Here is a 16,081-nt window from a genome sequence, read left to right as displayed (position 1 = left end):
GACCGACTTCTCGCGCTAGAGTGACGCCATGGAAGCCGCAGCAGAAGAAACTCAGGGAACCGCCGGAGAACTCAACTTTTGGTCGTTCATCGAGTTGGCGAACAAACGACTGTCCGACGAGCACGGCTTTCGCCACCATCTCGCCACCGAGGTTCTCCTGACACTCAACCGCGCATCCAACGTGGTCACCTACGATCTCGAGTCCTCGATCCACCGGCCACGCGGCTGGTCGTGGTCATCTTTTCGCCTGATGTTCGTCACCTGGCTAGCCGGGCCGATCGAGCCGAAAGCCGCGGCTGAGCTCACCGGAATGAGCCGGGCGGCCGTATCGAACCTATCCAAGACACTGCTCGCCGACGGCCTGATCGATCGCCGTCCTACCGCGAACGACGGCCGCTCGGTGCAGCTCTATCTGACCGAGAAGGGGCGAGAAGAAATGGTCGAGGCGTTTCGCGAGCAAAACGAACGCGAACACGCCTGGGTCAGCGTCCTCAGCGAGGCAGAACAGCGAATTCTTGTCATGCTCCTGGACAAACTGATCAGCAATCGCAGCCAGTTCGACGTGCGCGGCCGGAACTAACAACACAACAGATACCCGACGAAGGGTTGCACCTGTCACCTCATTTTAGTTAATGTGTTTACTATCTGGTCAATGTGAGTCAGACGGAAACAGCACAGAAGGAGGCCGGACATGGCGTTTTACCGACAACTCGGCAATGTCCCCCCGAAGCGTCACACTCAGCACCGTGACGAAGCAGGCAACCTCTACTACGAGGAGTTGATGGGCGAGGAAGGATTCTCCTCCGACTCGTCACTCCTCTACCACCGCGAGATTCCGTCGGCGATCGTCGACGCAACGGTCTGGGAACTGCGCGACCAGAGCACCACCCCCAATCACCCGCTCAAACCGCGCCATTTGAAGCTGCACGACTTGTTCCCGGAGAGCATCTGGGCCGAAACAGACGTGGTGACCGGGCGGCGCCTGATCCTCGGCAATGCCGACGTTCGCCTGTCCTATGTCATCGCCGGCGCGGCATCTCCCCTGTACCGCAACGCAATCGGCGACGAGATGGTCTACATCGAATCCGGCGAAGCTACCGTGGAAACGGTATTCGGCGCACTCGAAGCCCGTGAAGGCGACTACGTCCTCATCCCGATGTCCACGACACATCGCTGGATCCCCAAGGGCGACAAGCCGCTCCGCGCGTACGCCATCGAGGCGAACAGCCACATCGTTCCCCCCAAGCGATACCTCTCACGGTTCGGTCAGTTGCTCGAGAACGCACCGTTCTGCGAACGCGACCTGCATGGGCCCACCACTCCCCTGATCGCCGAAGGTACCGATGTGGAGGTCTTGGTCAAGCACCGCACATCTGCCGGCATCGTCGGAACCCGCATGGTCTACCCGACGCATCCGTTCGACGTGGTCGGTTGGGACGGCTGCCTGTACCCGTACACGTTCAATATTTCCGACTACGAGCCCATCACCGGCCGCGTGCACCAGCCGCCGCCGGCGCATCAGGCGTTCGAGGGCAACAACTTCGTGATCTGTAACTTCGTGCCACGCAAGGTCGACTACCACCCACTGTCGATCCCGGTGCCGTACTACCACTCCAACGTCGACTCCGACGAGATCATGTTCTACTGCGGCGGCGACTACGAGGCACGCAAGGGCTCCGGCATCGGCCAGGGTTCCATCTCGGTTCACCCCGGCGGACACGCACACGGCCCGCAGCCAGGAGCATACGAACGCAGCATCGGTGCAGAGTTCTTCGACGAACTGGCGGTCATGGTCGACACGTTCCGGCCGCTCGAACTCGGCGAAGGCGCGTTGGCCTGCGAAGACGACAACTACGCTTGGAGTTGGGCTGGACGGGGGCCGCAGCAATGACCGTCATCTCCCCACTGCTGCGCGGTCTGTGCGACGACGCTGCCCTGTTCCCGCCCGGCAATGCTCCTCTCGCCGAAGCAGTTCCATCGCATCAGTCGTACCTCGAAGCGGGCTACTCCGCACTGGTCGGCCCGTTCGTCTTCCCCGCGCCGCGATTGGACGAACTCTCCGCTCACGTCTGCGCCGATCAGCCTGTGACACTGAGCCTCACAGTTCCTGCCGGTCCGGACGCCACCGCGGCAGCCGTGGCGAAGGCTTTGGCCATCCCGGGCGTCGACGTCGCCGCCGTGGAGGTCGGAACGCCCGCCGACGTAGCGGCTGATCACGCTTTCGACGAGCTGGCCCGCCTTCACACCGCGTATCCCGACATCGACATCTTTGTCGAGGTACCCCGAGACAGCCGACGCGACGACTACATCGCCGCGCTCGAAAAGGCCGGCTACAGCGCGAAGTTCCGCACCGGTGGCGTTCAAGCCGAGGCATACCCCGACGAGAACGAACTCGCCGATGCCATCATTTCCGTTGTCCGCGCTGGCATTCCGTTCAAGGCCACCGCTGGGCTGCATCACGCTGTACGTAATACGGATCCCGAGACGGGTTTCGAGCAGCACGGCTTCCTCAACATCATGTCGGCTGTCGGTGCCGCGGCGACCGGCGCAGATCGCTCCGATGTTGTTGCCGCACTGGCACAGCGGGATGGAGATGCTCTCGCACGCAGTGTGTCCGAACTCGATGACGAGGATGTGCGTCGACGCTTCCTCTCGTTCGGCACCTGCAGCATCTCGGATCCACTGACCGAACTCGAAGACCTGGGACTGATTCACCGGTCCGAGAAGACAGAAGGAACACTCGCATGACCATGACGACCATCAACATTCCCGCCGACTCTCTCTTCGGACTCGACAATCTGCCGTACGGCGTGTTCTCCACCGCGGGCGGTGCTCCTCGCGTCGGCGTGCGAGTGGGCGACTCCGTCATCGATCTCGCAGTAACGCTGAGTGATTCCGTCTTCGCGGAACCGACGTTGAATGCGTTCATGGCCCAGGGCCGCGATCGCTGGGTATCCGTGCGCAACCAGATCACCGAACTTATCTCCGGGGAAATCCCTTCCGATGCAGTCTTTTCCGTTGATTCCGTGGAGATGCACCTGCCGATCGCTGTGGCCGACTACGTCGACTTCTACGCGTCGGAGAATCATGCGACCAACCTCGGGCGTCTCTTCCGCCCGGATTCTGCTCCCCTGATGCCCAACTGGAAGCACCTGCCGGTGGGTTACCACGGGCGTTCGAGCACCGTCATCGTGTCCGGCACCGACATCATTCGCCCCTGCGGCCAGCGCAAGAGCCCTGACCAGGCGAACCCGGACTTCGGACCGTCGCGCCGCCTCGACATCGAGGCCGAGATGGGCTTCATCGTCGGAACCCCCTCGAAGATGGGCGATTCCATCACACCTGACGAATTTGCCAACCACGTCTTCGGCGCTGTTGTCGTGAACGACTGGTCCGCCCGCGACATCCAGGCGTGGGAATACGTGCCGCTTGGCCCCAACCTGGGCAAGAGCTTTGCCACGTCCATCTCCCCGTGGGTCGTTCCGCTGCTCGCCCTCGAAGCTGCCCGCATCGACACTCCCGTTCAGGATCCCGAGCCCCTCCCTTACCTCCGCGGCGAGGAAAAGTGGGGACTCGACATCGATCTGGCCGTCGAATGGAACGGGCACGTCGTATCCCGTCCCCCGTACGCTCAGATGTACTGGTCCCCGGCACAGATGCTGGCTCACACCACCATCAACGGGGCAGTGGCGAGCACCGGCGATCTCTTTGCGTCCGGAACAATTTCCGGCCCCGAAAAGAACGAGCGTGGCGCCTTCATCGAATTGACCTGGGGCGGCGCAGAACCAGTCGCTGTCGGCGACGAGACCCGCACCTTCCTCGAAGACGGCGACGTCATCTCCATCTCGGCCACCGCACCCGGTACCGGGGGTTCACGCATCGGGTTCGGCGAGGTCAGCGCACGCATCCTTCCGGCCACGCAAGCAGATCGATAAGCACAACGACATAGCCCGACCCGACGCCGTACAGGTGATCCCGCTTTCTTCAGCGGGATCACCTGTGCGGCGTTTTCGTCATTCCGGTGGAATTCGCCCGTTCGAGATTCCAGTAGGACCCCGTGAAAACCGGTACGCCCACCTTAGGTAAGGTTCGCCTAACTCACAGGGAGTACACAGCTGGTTCACAGGTCACGGACGACCGCAGTGCCGGCTGTACCTACTCCATTGGCCGATACCGAGAACGGATTGACGATGACGCTTCTCCAGCGCAGTAGGACTTCACTGGCCCGCACGGTTCTGGGCGAGGACAACTACCGCCGTGTGCTCCGAGTGCTCAATGATCGGCGGCAGAAGCCGCGTGTCGGCAAGGTACGTTTCGGCGACCTCCGACGGATCGAGCCGATCTGCCGCGAATACGGTTTCGAGCGTGGGCGGCCGATCGACCGCTTTTACATCGAGAACTTCCTGGATACCCACGCGCACTTGATCACCGGATCCGTGCTGGAGATCGGCGAGCGGACGTACACCCAGGCATTCGGCCGGGGTGTCACCCGCTCCGACATGCTGCACGTCGCCGACGTGGAAGACGCGACCTACGTTGCCGATCTCACCGATGCACCGAACGTACCGAGCAACACCTACGACTGCATCATCCTGACGCAGACGCTGCAGATGATCTTCGACACGAACGCCGCAGTTCAGACGCTCCACCGCATTCTCAAGCCCGGCGGCGTGGTGCTGTGCACCGTACCCGGCATCAGTCAGATCGCCGACCCGGTGTGGAACTCGACCTGGTACTGGTCGTTCACGGAATTGGCCGTGAATCGACTGTTCAGCGGTCCATTCCCACGCGACGGCGTCGACGTGCGGGCGTTCGGGAATGTGCTCTCGGCCACCGCATTCCTGCACGGCATGGCCGACCGTGAGCTCAAGAGGCAGGAACTGAACGTATTCGACCCCGAGTACCCCGTCATCGTCACGGTCGCGGCACGCAAGGGCGATGATGTCGCGGCGTGACGCCCTGGCCCGAGCACTTCGCCAACGCGCTCGCAGACACCGACGACGCGGCGGAATCCTGATGTACCACTGCATCAGCGAGGAGACCTACGACCCCTGGGCGATCTGTGTGTCCGCTCGCGCGTTCGACGACCAGATGGCCGTACTCGCGCAGGCGCGTGCCGTTGTCGACCTCGCAGCCTTCGCCGGCGACGATGCCTACAGCCGGACCGGTGCACAGTTGGCCGTGACGTTCGACGACGGTTACGTCGACAATCTTGTCGTCGCGCTGCCGGTGCTGGAACGCTACGAGATTCCCGCAACCATCTTCGTTATCGGAAACGCCGTCGGTCGCACCCGCGAATTCTGGTGGGACGGATTGCAACGGGCTCTGATGAGTGGTGAACCGCTACCGGATCGACTGGATTTTCCATTCGGTGACGGTCAACGTGCCTTCAGCGTGAATGAACAACCCGGCGACATCGAGGCGAATGCGCGCTGGCGCGCCGACAGTGGCGAGATCAGCACCTCGCGTCAGGCGTTGTTTCGCGCGTTGTGGGACGCGATCGTCGTGTTGGAACCAACCGAGCAGGACGACGCGATCGACTATGTGCTGTCCTGGGCGGGCCGGACGTCGACGCCGCCCACGTCGCGAGTCGCCGTTGATGCGGAACAGTTTTCGCGGCTCGCCGATCACCCGCTGATCACTCTCGGCAGTCACACGCTCGACCACGTTTCGTTGACAGACCTTCCGGCCGAGCGGCAGCACGCGCAGATCAGCGCGGGGCACCGCAAGATCGAAGAGTTGTCCGGGAGTCGTGTCACTCGGTTTTCGTACCCGTACGGCCGCTTCGACGACAGTTCACTCGCGGCGGTGCGTGAACTCGGTGTAGAAGTCGCGTGCAACAGCGTGCCCATGCCGGCCATCGCCAGCGACGACCCCCACGCCTTACCGCGGGTACAGGCGACCGAGATGGACGGCGACCAGTTCACCCGTTGGCTCCGCGAAGACCACGGACTTCTCCGAGGACAGCTGCTCTAGTTACGCGAGGGTTCGAAGCCGGGCGCGGTCGATACGAGGTACCCGGCTTCGAACGGCCTCACGACTACTCGATCACCAACAGCAGGTGGCTTCCCTCGAACTGGTGCAACAGTTTTCGGGCGCAGGAGGGCTACACAAGGATCAGTCGACATGATGGTGCAGTGTGCCACCTGGTAGCTGGGAAGTTTGTCGATGGGTAGCCCTCACGAGTGCGCAGCATCAGCAGTGAACGCCCTGATCTTGTCTAGATAGGAAGGCGTCGACATGGCAGCCTTCAGATGATGCCTCTCGATACCGAGAGCCGCTTCGAGGGTTCGGGTTTCCGTGTTCGCGAGAACCATGCTCTTCGTGGCGCGGAGTGCAGCAGATTCGAGGTTAAGGATCCGAAGGAGACTCTCGGACAATTTATCCGACAGCTCACCATCGGTCACAACAACGTCGACGAGACCCCATACCAGCGCTGTCTGCGCATCAAGACGCGCTTGCAGGAGGAGAAGGTTCAGTGCTCGGTGTGGACCGAGTCGACGGGTCAGTGTCACCGATCCACCCAGGTCCGGAGGGACACCGAGGCGTGCATAGGACGGGTGAAAGGTACTGCGGTCGGAGCAGATACTGAAGTCAGCCGCTGCGGCCAGCGACATTCCAGCTCCGGCAGCCGCCCCATCGACCACAGAGACCGTTATCTGGGGCATTGTGAGAAGCGACTTCACAAGGGCATCGCTGCGATCCAGGAACCGGTCCACTGCCGCGTCCAAGTCGTCCAGATAGTCAGCGACAAATCTGAGGTCGCCACCCGAACAAAACCCAGGGTCTTCTGCTCGTAGTACTACGACATCAATGTCGGACCGATTCGCGAGTCGTTCGAACGCGTCGGCAAGGTCACTCACGGTACCGAGGTCAAGTGAATTGAGTGACCCTTTGTTTGAGAACGTAACCCAGGCAGTTCTGTGGTCGTATGTCACTTCAACCGTCATAGTGTCCTCCGGCCGACGCTAATCCGTAGCTGTGGACGATCTCGAAAGTGTCGTTGTAACTCTTGAATTCGACGACCCTTCCGGCGTCGTCGAATCGCCAGAGGTGGAGCATATGAACCACGGCCCGTGTACCCGTCGCCTTGTTGACGAATGTTTCGGGCATGTGGACGGCGCATCGATTACCTTCGGCTATGGTCTCGAGTTGCGGCGGTACTCCCTCGTACTCCAAGTCCGAAAACAGTGTCAGCGCGAAGTCGGAGAGCCCTTGGTGTCCGTGGTACGTCCCACAGAGTTCGACCTCGGTCTCCCCACCCTTGATCATGTGAATCAGGTCGGGTGAGTAGTACGGACGAAGCGCCGCCGACTGCCGTGAAAGATCCCACACGTTGAAATTTCTCACCAATTGCCACCAAAATGATGGCGGCTTGGTGACGTTGTGCCGAGCGAATTCGGCCGTCGAGCGAGCCAAGTCACCGAAACTTACTTTGGTGCCCTTGGGAACTCCCTCGAAGATGAGCTTGTAGATTTCGGGCACGATCTGTTTCGGGTCGTACGAAACCGCGTGCGAGACCTCGCTGATTCCACTTCCCTTCTCGTCTCGTAACACGGTGTCAGATTTCTCTTCGAAGGCGCGGCGGGTGATGTCGGTGTCGTAGAACACCCGCGCCGACTCCACTGCGCCCATACCGTTCACCATCACCATTGCCGATATTTCGAGGTCGAACTGCGTTCCAGTCGACCGCACCGTACCGACCAGGTTGAGACAGCAGACAATCTTCGTACCCACCTCGTCAGACGCATCACGCAGCGTGAATTGTGGACGTAGGTCGTGGATCTCGACGGCTTCGAAGATACGTGTAAGAAGCTGCCCGACTGCATCGGTGCCTTCGTAAGCCCCGGCAAACGGGATCCGATCCTGTTTGCGTCCGTTGACGACGAGGGACGCCTCCGGAGAGAACCAGCTGACGATTCCCGAGACATCCTGGGCTCGGATCAACGCAACAAAGGACTCGACCGATCGTTCCGTATCATTCTGCGCTGCAGACTTTTCCATCGTCCTACCTCTCGTTCGCGCCGTTTGGCGCACGGCATTTTTCGAATTCGAACGGATCGTGCGCAGAGAACACCTCGAACGTCCGGTCCGTGCGGGCGACGAGTTCGGCAAGTCGTTCGTGGTTCGCGGCAACCTTGCGGCGATCGACGGCCATAACTGTCTCGAAAAGCTCAGCTCCCCAACGGACGTCGTTGCGGTCGCGTCCGACCGAACTGCCGTGAAAGTAACAGTCACCCGCATGCACCAGCCAGTTCTCCCCAGAGCGCACGGCTACTGCGACGTGACCTAGCGTATGCCCTGGCAAGGGGATTGCCACCACCTCGTCGGTAAGACCCTCCAGGACCTGAGCCCCGTCGAATCCGTTCCACGAGTCTCCGCCGTCGCTGAACGATCGGAATCGAGGTCCGTGCCCCCACAGGGCTGTCCTGTAGCGCATTCGAGCGTTCCACCCTCGCACAGAGCTTCCTGCCGCCAATTCCCGCGTATGCACATGCACGGTCGCACGGGGGAAATCCGAGAGCCCACCGGCGTGGTCCACATCCAGGTGGGTGAGCACGATGTGTCGCACGTGGTCGGCTAGCCCGAGGTCGACCAACTGCGCGAACACCGATCCCGACTCGCTCAGGTCGGGCCGAAACCCGTGAACGAATGCAGCACCGAGCATTCGTCGGGGTTCGCGCCGCGCGGCTCGTCCGATCCCGGAATCGACGAGAACTACGTCACCGCCCCGCAACTCCACTGCGAGGACGTGCCCAACCAAGATGCCGCGCCCGTTCACCGGCAATCCTCGCGGACGCATTGTGCAGCCGTCGAGATGGTGAATGCGGTTTATCGTCATTCCTCGGCGTCCTTTGCTCGCATCGGGGTCCGGCCGCAGGCGAGAGCCTTGAGATCCTCGGTCCAGTCGGTGTACAGCCGCAAGGGAGTCCAGGTGTGCTGGACCTGCGGCCACAGGCCGTTTTTGAACAGCGGCAGGCTGTGGATCACATCGTCGATGCGTTCCGGTGAGTCGAGGTCGGCGATAACGACCACCCGGTGTTCGCCGGGAACCTTGTACGCAGATTTGATGACACCTGCCTCCACGAGACTCGCGGCGTACTCGGCTTCGCTCAGCCAGCGGGAATAGAATTCCTCGTTGGACAATTGCCCCTGACTCAGTCGTGCTTCGAACATGTACAGCACAGTCGTACTCACCTTTCCTCGTATGGCGTACCGGAACCCTCGACAGGCTCGACTTTTGTCAGGACGAGAACGAATAGCCACCGTTGACCGGATACGTCTGCCCCGTAATCCAACTGGAGGCGCCGGACGCCAGGAACAGGATCATGTTCGCGGCGTCGGCAGGCTCACCCAGGCGACGGATGACATACTGCTTGAGCATCGACTCGACAGCCTGCGGGTCAGCGATCATGGCCTCGACGCCCGGCGTTCGCACGCTTCCGAGCGAGACGGCATTGACCCGTACCCCGAGCCTGCCGGTCCCCTTTGCCAGCGCGCGGGTGAAGCCGGCGACCCCAGCTTTCGCCGCGGAGTACACCGCCATATGGGGTTCTCCGACGCGGCCCGCGTCGGAGATGACGTTGACGATGCTGCCCGCCCCGGATTCGAGAAGTGCGGGCAGCGCTGCGCGACTCACGTTCAGGGTCCCGAACAGATTTGTGCCCAGCCAGGCGTTCCAGTCGTCCGGAGAGGTTTTCCAGAAGGGGTCGAAACTTGCGTCAGCGGTACGCGGTCCGGCATTGCCGGCGTTGTTGACCAGGATGTCCAGCCCGCCGAGTTCACCAACCGCCGCTTCGAGTTCCGAGGTGACTGCGTCGTAGTCGGTGATGTCGGTTGCCATGACGACGGCACGCGCCCCGGCAGACTCGACCTCCTGCGCAACTGCGGCCGCACGTGCTTCGTCGAAGTCGTTGACGATGACGGCTCTAGCACCGTTGCGCGCAAACGTCAGCGCAACTTCGCGGCCCACCCCCTGACCCGCGCCCGTGACGAGGGCAACGCGGTCGGTCAAGGACAGAATCGACTCATGTGTTGTGGAAATCATGCGGGCGACCTCTCGGCATCGTTGACCGATGCGTTGTTTCCGAAGGCGGGGGTTCGTCCTTCGAGGAAAGCTGCGAGCCCTTCGTCTCGATCAGCCGAGCGGGCGTACTCGACGGCTACGTCGAGTTCGGCCCGGATGTGATCTTCGAGCGGAACGCCTGTCGGTTCGAGTTGTTCCTTCATTCGCTGCAGTCCGAGCGGACTCGCGGCGGAGAAGGATTCGACGAGACGGTCGACTGTGGCAGCGAGGTCGCCGTCGTCGGTGACGATCTCTGCCAGACCTCGGCGCTCGGCCTCACGGCCATCTAACACCGCCCCACTGAACATCATGTATTTGGCAAACGCATGCCCGACCCGCAGGGGAAGGCGGGCTGTAGCACCGCCTGCCGGAAACTGGCCGTACTTGGCATGTCCGTCACCGAGTTTGGCTCCCTCCGCGGCCACGATGATGTCACAGGAGAGGGCGAGTTCGAGTCCCCCTGCGAGGGCATAACCGTGCACGGCGGCGATGGTTGGTCGTCGGCATGAGGCCAACCGGGCGAAAGCCTTGCCCGCCTCCGTCAGGTAGTTACGGAAGTCGTCAGCGCCGCCCTCAGCGGAGGTCACGTCGGGCACTCCCGTAAGGTCTGCGCCTGCGCTGAAGGCACGGCCACTTCCTGCGATCACGAGTGCACGCAGATCGGGAGACTCCTCGACGGCGTCGACGGCTTCCTCGATCCCGCGAAGTACACCGAGTGTCAGGCTGTTCATCGCGTGGGGCCGTTCGATGGTCGCCCACAGTGCGGAACCTCGTCGAGTCAGCGATATTTCTCTCGAAGCGCTTTCGGGTTCTTGCTCAGATATCACGGTCTCGCCCTTCCCAGAATGGAGCGCGGACTTCGCGCTTGAGAATCTTTCCGGTCGCGTTTCGTGGCAAAGTCTCCACGAAGGCAACGGATTTGGGTGTCTTGACCCCGCCGAGCAGCGGACGGCAGTACTCGATCAGGTCAGCTTCGGTGATGGAGCCACATTCTTTCGGTTCGACTGCTGCGTGAACGGCTTCGCCCCATTTCGGGTCAGGTACCCCGACGACCGCAACATCACGTACCTTGGGGTGACTCAACAGAATTCGCTCGATCTCGCCTGGAAAGACATTGAGTCCGCCCGTGATGATCATGTCCTTCTTCCGGTCGACCACGAACAGGAAGCCGTCCTCGTCGAGATACCCGAGATCGCCCGTGTGATGCCAGCCGAACGCCTTGGCCTCTGCGGTCGCTTCCGGCTGATCGAGATACTCGGACATGACAATGTCGCCGCGGACGACGATCTCGCCCTTCTCTCCCGTCTGCACCAGCGAACCGCTCTCGTCCATGATCGCGACGGCAGTACTCGGACCGTGTCGGCCTGCGCTCGCCAACCGATGCGCGAGGGCCGGGTCGGCAAGCGCTTGTGCGTGGTCGGAAACGGAGAGCACCGAAGCGATCATGAGTGCTTCGCTCTGCCCATAGCCCTGGAACATGATGGGGCCGAATACATCCCAGGCCTCACGGACTTTGTCGGCGGACATCGGCGAGGCACCGTAGATGAGGGTGCGGAGCGTCGAATAATCGTGGCTTCGCGCGGCAGGGTGGGCAAGCATCATGTAGATGAGTGTCGGGGGAAGGAAGAGCGTCGTGATCTTGTGCCGCTCGATCGCATCGAGAATGGCGCCGGGATCGGCTTGATCCATCAGAATGTGGGTTCCGCCATGACGATGCAGTGCGGCCGCGTAGATGCCCGCCGCGTGTGTGATCGGCGCGACGACGAGGTGACGCGGCGGCTCCGGGTAATCGAAGATCTCGTCGAAGTCTTCGAGCATGGCCACAAATGCACGGTGCGGAACGACAATTCCCTTGGGTTTGCCGGTCGTGCCGCTCGTCAGCAAGATCGCTGCGGGATCCTCTGGGGCACTGGAGGGGAACGTGCGCGCAGGCTGCGCGGGTAGCCAGTCCTCCAGTCCCGGGTGCGCTAGCCCGGATCCGTCCAGCAAGACGACGCCCACCGGACCGACATCGACGCCGTCCAGTTCTGCCTCCAGTGACGTGTGAGCGAAGACGCCGGCGACCGAGATGTCGTGAAGCGTCTCGCGAACTGCTGCGGCTCCCATACGGTAATTCAGTGCTACCCAAGCACATCCGGCACGCACGATGCCGTAGTTGACCGCCAGCCCGTACACGTGATTCGGGCTGAAGATCGCAACACGGGATCCAGGCGCGACACCGGCCGCCATGATTCCGGTCGCGACTCGGTCTGCAACCGAGGCGATTTCGGCGTAAGTCCATTCACGCCCCTGCGGGTCGATCGCGAACACCCGCTCGGGAAATTCGGCGACGCCGTCGTAGAAACTGTCGACAAATTGCTTCATTGGTCGTCCTTCTGGTCAGTTACGTCCGACAGTTCAGGTCGAAAGGATGGTCACAACAGCCACGGCTGCGTCGTCACCGAGCCAGCCACCACCGTTCTCCGCGAGAGCAGTCCGTGAGCCCTCCCGTTGGCGGTCTCCTGCCCGGCCGCGCAGTTGATCGACGAGTTCGACGATCTGCGCGCACCCGGTCGCGCCGATCGGATGTCCCCGAGAAAGCAACCCGCCACTCGAATTCACCGCGATTCGTCCATTGATCGCGGTGGCGTTGGTTCGAATCAACATCGACGCTTCGCCCGGGGCACAGAATCCAAGGTCCTCGTAGAGTCCGAGTTCAGCGGAGGCTGTTGCGTCGTGAACCTCGGCAACATCGATGTCCCCCGGTTCGATTCCGGCTCTCTCATAGGCTGCGCGAGCAGCGCGAGCGGCAGCGACAGGGCCGGCGGCGTCTCCGAACCCGGAGGTGATTTCCACTGCCCGCACGAATACGGGGTCGATCCCCCGACGACGCGCAGACTCAGCAGACATCACGACTACTGCGGCGGCACCGTCTCCGATCGGGGAGCACATCGGAAGGGTCAGCGGGTTCACCACAGTTCGAGCCGCGAGCACCTCACCCACGCTCGTGGTCTTACGGAACTGAGCGCGACGGTTGAGTGATCCCGCCCGACGACTCTTCTCGACGATTCGCGCGAAATCTTCTTGTCCGAGATCGTACTTCGCCATCCGTCGGCGAGCGGCGTCAGCATAAATATCCATGAAGATGCTGCGATTCGTTCGACCGTCCAAGCGTTCGACAAGCGATCCGACATCTCCGACGTCCGTGCCTCCGTTCAAAGCCGCAAGCATCGCTGCTTTGTCCGGATAGGACATCTTTTCCGCCCCGACAGCCAGCGCCACTTCGCGGGCACCGGAGGCAACTTCGAGGCATGCCGTTCGAAATGCGGTCGAACCGGAAGCACATGCATTCTCGACATTCACGATGGCGCGTCCGAGCAACCCGGTCTCGCGTAGTGCAACCTCACCCCGAATGGAGTGCTGACCGCTCATAGCGCCCGCCGTGGAATTGGAATAGGCAACGAACTCGATCTCGTCCACCCCACATCCACTGTCTGCGAGGGCCTCGTCGACAGCCTGACGGCTCAGATCTCCCACAGTCCGTTCCGGGAACATTCCGAAGGATGTCATCCCTACTCCCGCGACGACAACGTCTTCCATAAATGACTCACTTTCTTATTTTTCTGACTCTATAGTCACTGAACGTACCTAGCCCGCAATGCAACGTCAAGAGCCGATTTCCGTTCACGTACAACCTTGTTCGTAGTGCTTCATCGCGTTACTCTGACTTTGAAGTCATTCTTACGACTAGATAGTCACTACCTCTGGAGGCCGCAATGCTCCCCCCTTGGACCACCGAGCAGGAGGCCCTGCTTTCATCGTTCGTCCAGTTCTGTCGAGACCGCGTCCGCCCTGCGCTCGAGGGCTCGAAAGAACCCATCGGCGCAAGCCGCGAGCGGTTGCAGCCGCTACTTCGCGACTTCCTCGGATTCGGACTCGGCAACGGGCGAGTCCCGGTCCCTGACGGGGGACTCGGCTTGGACGCAGTCACGGCGGGGCTCATCTTCGAAGCCGGGATCGAACATGCCGTCGATGTCACGACACCGGCCTTCATCAACGAGACAGTTGGTCTCGTTCTCGCGCGCCACGCGTCAGCTCCTTTACGCGAGCGCTACCTTGCCCCGCTCATGACGGGTGACCGGATCGGCGCCACAGCGAACACCGAATCGTCCGGCGGTTCAGATGTCCGTCGCACGGCAACACGCGCAACGCGAACCAGCGGCGGATACCACCTACGCGGCACGAAGGTCTGGATCACCAACGGCCACATCGCCGACTTCACCATCGTGCTTGCCCGGACCGACGACGATGCCCTGGACCTATTCGTAGTCGACAAGGAAACCCACGGCTACGGCGTGACACCCCTGGTCACCAACGGATCGGTCACCACCGCCGAACTTTCCTTCGATGTCGAAGTGCCCACAGATCATCGTCTCGACACCCAGGGCAAAGGACTGGGTGCGATGCTCGGCACCTTCCAAGAAGCGCGGGCTCTCGTCGCTCTGAACGCCGTCGGTTTGGGACAAGCAGCCCAATCCGCAGCCCTGCGCTACGCCGATGAGCGGGAACTCTTCGGCGATTCTCTCGCCGGCAAGCAACTCGTACAGGCCAAGCTGGCAGACAACCATGCTGAGATCCAGGCCGCCCGCGGGCTCGCATACCAGGCACTCTCTCTCGCGGATCGAGGTCAACCATTTGCACTCGCGTCTGCGACCGCCAAACTGTTTGCCACCGAAATGGCCCATCGCGTCGCCGATCGCACACTCCAGATTCACGGCGCCTACGGCACCTCCCCTAATTTTTCTGTCGAAAAGTTGAGCCGACTCATCGCGATGACCCGCATCTACGAGGGTCCGTCCGACCTCCAACGGCTCATCATCGGCAAGTCCCTCACTGGACGCACCGCTTTCTGATCACCCTCAACCGCAAGGACTCTCAGCATGACACTTCCCCTTTCCGGACTCCGGATCGTGACTGCCGCCGAGCAATATCCCGGGCCGTACGCCACGATGATCCTGGCCGATCTCGGCGCCGAGGTCATCATCGTCGAACGCCCTGGAGCCGGCGATCCGACGCGGGCGTTCCCCGCCTTCCACGCCGCTCTCAATCGCAACAAGCGCTCGGTGGCGCTCGACCTCAAGAGCGCAGCGGGCCGCGCGGGATTGCGCCGACTCCTTGGCACTGCGGACGTGTTCATGGAGGGATTTCGCCCAGGAACAATGACTCGTCTCGGTTTCGGTCCGGACGAGGTCAGCGCCATCAATTCGCAGACCGTGTATGTCTCGATCACAGGATTCGGGCAGACCGGCCCGAACCGCCTCCGAGCAGCGCACGATATCTCATATCAAGCCTCAGCAGGACTTCTCCATGCGAGAGTGGCCGATCGCGACACTTCCGCGATCGACGAATTGGCATTGGGAGACCTGTCGTCGGGCACCTTCGCGGTGGTCGGCACGCTCGCTGCCCTCCTCGCCCGGCAACAGTCCGGGCGGGGCGCGCATGTCGACGTGTCGATGACCGACGGACTGGTGTCCTGGCTGACTGCGTCACTCGTGCCGTTGTTGAACGATCAGCCGAATCCCGCGCTCGGATCAGCCGAACCCGCCTACGGGCTGTTCGCGTGCGCCGACGGCAAGCTGCTGAGCCTGTCGGTCGCATACGAGGACTGGTTCTGGGAGCCGCTGTGCGACCTCCTCGACATGTCGGATGTCCGTGATTTACCCCGGGCGGCCAGGATCCGGGGACGCGCGGCTCTACGCGACCGGCTCGAGAACGCGCTGCTTCAACGCACCCGTGACGAGTGGTCCGGCCTGCTGGATACGGCGGACATCGCCTGGTCTCCCGTCCTGGACATTTCGGAGGTTCAGCAGGACAAGCACTTTCGAGATCGAGATCTGTTTCGCACAGTGCCACTCACCGATGGCTCGACGCTGACCTGCGTAGCCCAACCGCTGATGTTCGACGGCGCCAGACCCGGCCCCACACGCGGTACACCCCAACTCGGGGAGGCGAACCGCGACCTGTTGTAGCCCGCCG

At 62.0% G+C, this 16,081-nt stretch carries 16 protein-coding genes; 8 read left to right on the top strand and 8 right to left on the bottom strand.

The genetic code is table 11. The features are described 5' to 3' along the window. The first annotated feature begins 28 nt into the window (after positions 1 to 28). From FFI94_RS05705 to FFI94_RS05680, 6 genes are all read left to right on the top strand, one after another. On the top strand, positions 29 to 580 hold the full coding sequence (locus FFI94_RS05705; protein ID WP_138872132.1) for a MarR family winged helix-turn-helix transcriptional regulator: 552 nt from the start codon (positions 29 to 31) through the stop codon (positions 578 to 580). 111 nt (positions 581 to 691) lie between these two features. Then, positions 692 to 1,891 carry a homogentisate 1,2-dioxygenase gene (locus tag FFI94_RS05700; RefSeq protein WP_138872131.1) on the top strand — a complete coding sequence of 400 codons (1,200 nt, stop codon included), beginning with the start codon at positions 692 to 694 and terminating at the stop codon, positions 1,889 to 1,891. Next, a complete protein-coding gene (locus FFI94_RS05695; RefSeq protein WP_138872130.1) occupies positions 1,888 to 2,748 on the top strand; it encodes a GrpB family protein in 861 nt (286 codons plus the stop codon). The genes FFI94_RS05700 and FFI94_RS05695 overlap by 4 nt, the downstream gene beginning before the upstream one ends. A gap of 2 nt (positions 2,749 to 2,750) precedes the next feature. Further along, positions 2,751 to 3,935, top strand: a complete 1,185-nt coding sequence (gene fahA, locus FFI94_RS05690) for a fumarylacetoacetase (protein WP_138873617.1) — start codon at positions 2,751 to 2,753, stop codon at positions 3,933 to 3,935. Between the two features lie 207 nt (positions 3,936 to 4,142). Next, on the top strand, positions 4,143 to 4,955 hold the full coding sequence (locus FFI94_RS05685) for a class I SAM-dependent methyltransferase (protein ID WP_260683865.1): 813 nt from the start codon (positions 4,143 to 4,145) through the stop codon (positions 4,953 to 4,955). Next, positions 4,939 to 5,976 (top strand): polysaccharide deacetylase family protein, encoded by a 1,038-nt coding sequence (locus FFI94_RS05680; protein WP_260683863.1) that lies wholly within the window; start codon positions 4,939 to 4,941, stop codon positions 5,974 to 5,976. Before FFI94_RS05685 ends, FFI94_RS05680 begins: the two co-directional genes overlap by 17 nt. A 203-nt stretch (positions 5,977 to 6,179) precedes the next feature. Here FFI94_RS05680 and FFI94_RS05675 read toward each other — a convergent pair whose 3' ends face one another. The 8 genes from FFI94_RS05675 to FFI94_RS05640 are packed head-to-tail and all read right to left on the bottom strand — an operon-like array spanning position 6,180 to position 13,645. After that, on the bottom strand, positions 6,180 to 6,950 hold the full coding sequence (locus tag FFI94_RS05675; RefSeq protein ID WP_138872129.1) for an enoyl-CoA hydratase/isomerase family protein: 771 nt from the start codon (positions 6,948 to 6,950) through the stop codon (positions 6,180 to 6,182). Then, positions 6,940 to 8,004, bottom strand: a complete 1,065-nt coding sequence (locus FFI94_RS05670; RefSeq protein WP_185993130.1) for a nuclear transport factor 2 family protein — start codon at positions 8,002 to 8,004, stop codon at positions 6,940 to 6,942. The genes FFI94_RS05675 and FFI94_RS05670 overlap by 11 nt, the downstream gene beginning before the upstream one ends. Positions 8,005 to 8,008: 4 nt before the next feature. Next, complete coding sequence (locus FFI94_RS05665; protein ID WP_138872127.1) at positions 8,009 to 8,842, bottom strand: MBL fold metallo-hydrolase; 834 nt, start codon at positions 8,840 to 8,842, stop codon at positions 8,009 to 8,011. Then, positions 8,839 to 9,198: a muconolactone Delta-isomerase family protein gene (locus tag FFI94_RS05660; RefSeq protein ID WP_138872126.1), complete on the bottom strand. Its 360-nt coding sequence runs from the start codon at positions 9,196 to 9,198 to the stop codon at positions 8,839 to 8,841. The genes FFI94_RS05665 and FFI94_RS05660 overlap by 4 nt, the downstream gene beginning before the upstream one ends. A gap of 46 nt (positions 9,199 to 9,244) precedes the next feature. Further along, positions 9,245 to 10,048, bottom strand: a complete 804-nt coding sequence (locus tag FFI94_RS05655; RefSeq protein ID WP_138872125.1) for an SDR family NAD(P)-dependent oxidoreductase — start codon at positions 10,046 to 10,048, stop codon at positions 9,245 to 9,247. Continuing rightward, positions 10,045 to 10,893 carry an enoyl-CoA hydratase/isomerase family protein gene (locus FFI94_RS05650; protein WP_260683862.1) on the bottom strand — a complete coding sequence of 283 codons (849 nt, stop codon included), beginning with the start codon at positions 10,891 to 10,893 and terminating at the stop codon, positions 10,045 to 10,047. Before FFI94_RS05650 ends, FFI94_RS05655 begins: the two co-directional genes overlap by 4 nt. Continuing rightward, positions 10,883 to 12,430 (bottom strand): class I adenylate-forming enzyme family protein, encoded by a 1,548-nt coding sequence (locus tag FFI94_RS05645; protein ID WP_138872123.1) that lies wholly within the window; start codon positions 12,428 to 12,430, stop codon positions 10,883 to 10,885. The genes FFI94_RS05650 and FFI94_RS05645 overlap by 11 nt, the downstream gene beginning before the upstream one ends. A gap of 33 nt (positions 12,431 to 12,463) precedes the next feature. After that, positions 12,464 to 13,645 (bottom strand): thiolase family protein, encoded by a 1,182-nt coding sequence (locus FFI94_RS05640; RefSeq protein ID WP_138872122.1) that lies wholly within the window; start codon positions 13,643 to 13,645, stop codon positions 12,464 to 12,466. A 176-nt stretch (positions 13,646 to 13,821) separates the two neighbouring features. Between FFI94_RS05640 and FFI94_RS05635 the strand changes: the two genes are divergently transcribed. Both FFI94_RS05635 and FFI94_RS05630 read left to right on the top strand, forming a co-directional pair. After that, positions 13,822 to 14,958, top strand: coding sequence for an acyl-CoA dehydrogenase family protein (locus FFI94_RS05635; protein ID WP_138872121.1), 1,137 nt, complete (start codon positions 13,822 to 13,824; stop codon positions 14,956 to 14,958). A gap of 27 nt (positions 14,959 to 14,985) precedes the next feature. Next, positions 14,986 to 16,074 carry a CaiB/BaiF CoA-transferase family protein gene (locus FFI94_RS05630; protein ID WP_138872120.1) on the top strand — a complete coding sequence of 363 codons (1,089 nt, stop codon included), beginning with the start codon at positions 14,986 to 14,988 and terminating at the stop codon, positions 16,072 to 16,074. Positions 16,075 to 16,081: the final 7 nt, after the last annotated feature.

The sequence above is a fragment of the Rhodococcus sp. KBS0724 genome, from assembly GCF_005938745.2.
Taxonomy (GTDB): Bacteria; Actinomycetota; Actinomycetes; order Mycobacteriales; family Mycobacteriaceae; genus Rhodococcus_F.
This window is presented reverse-complemented; position numbering and strand designations above follow the sequence as displayed.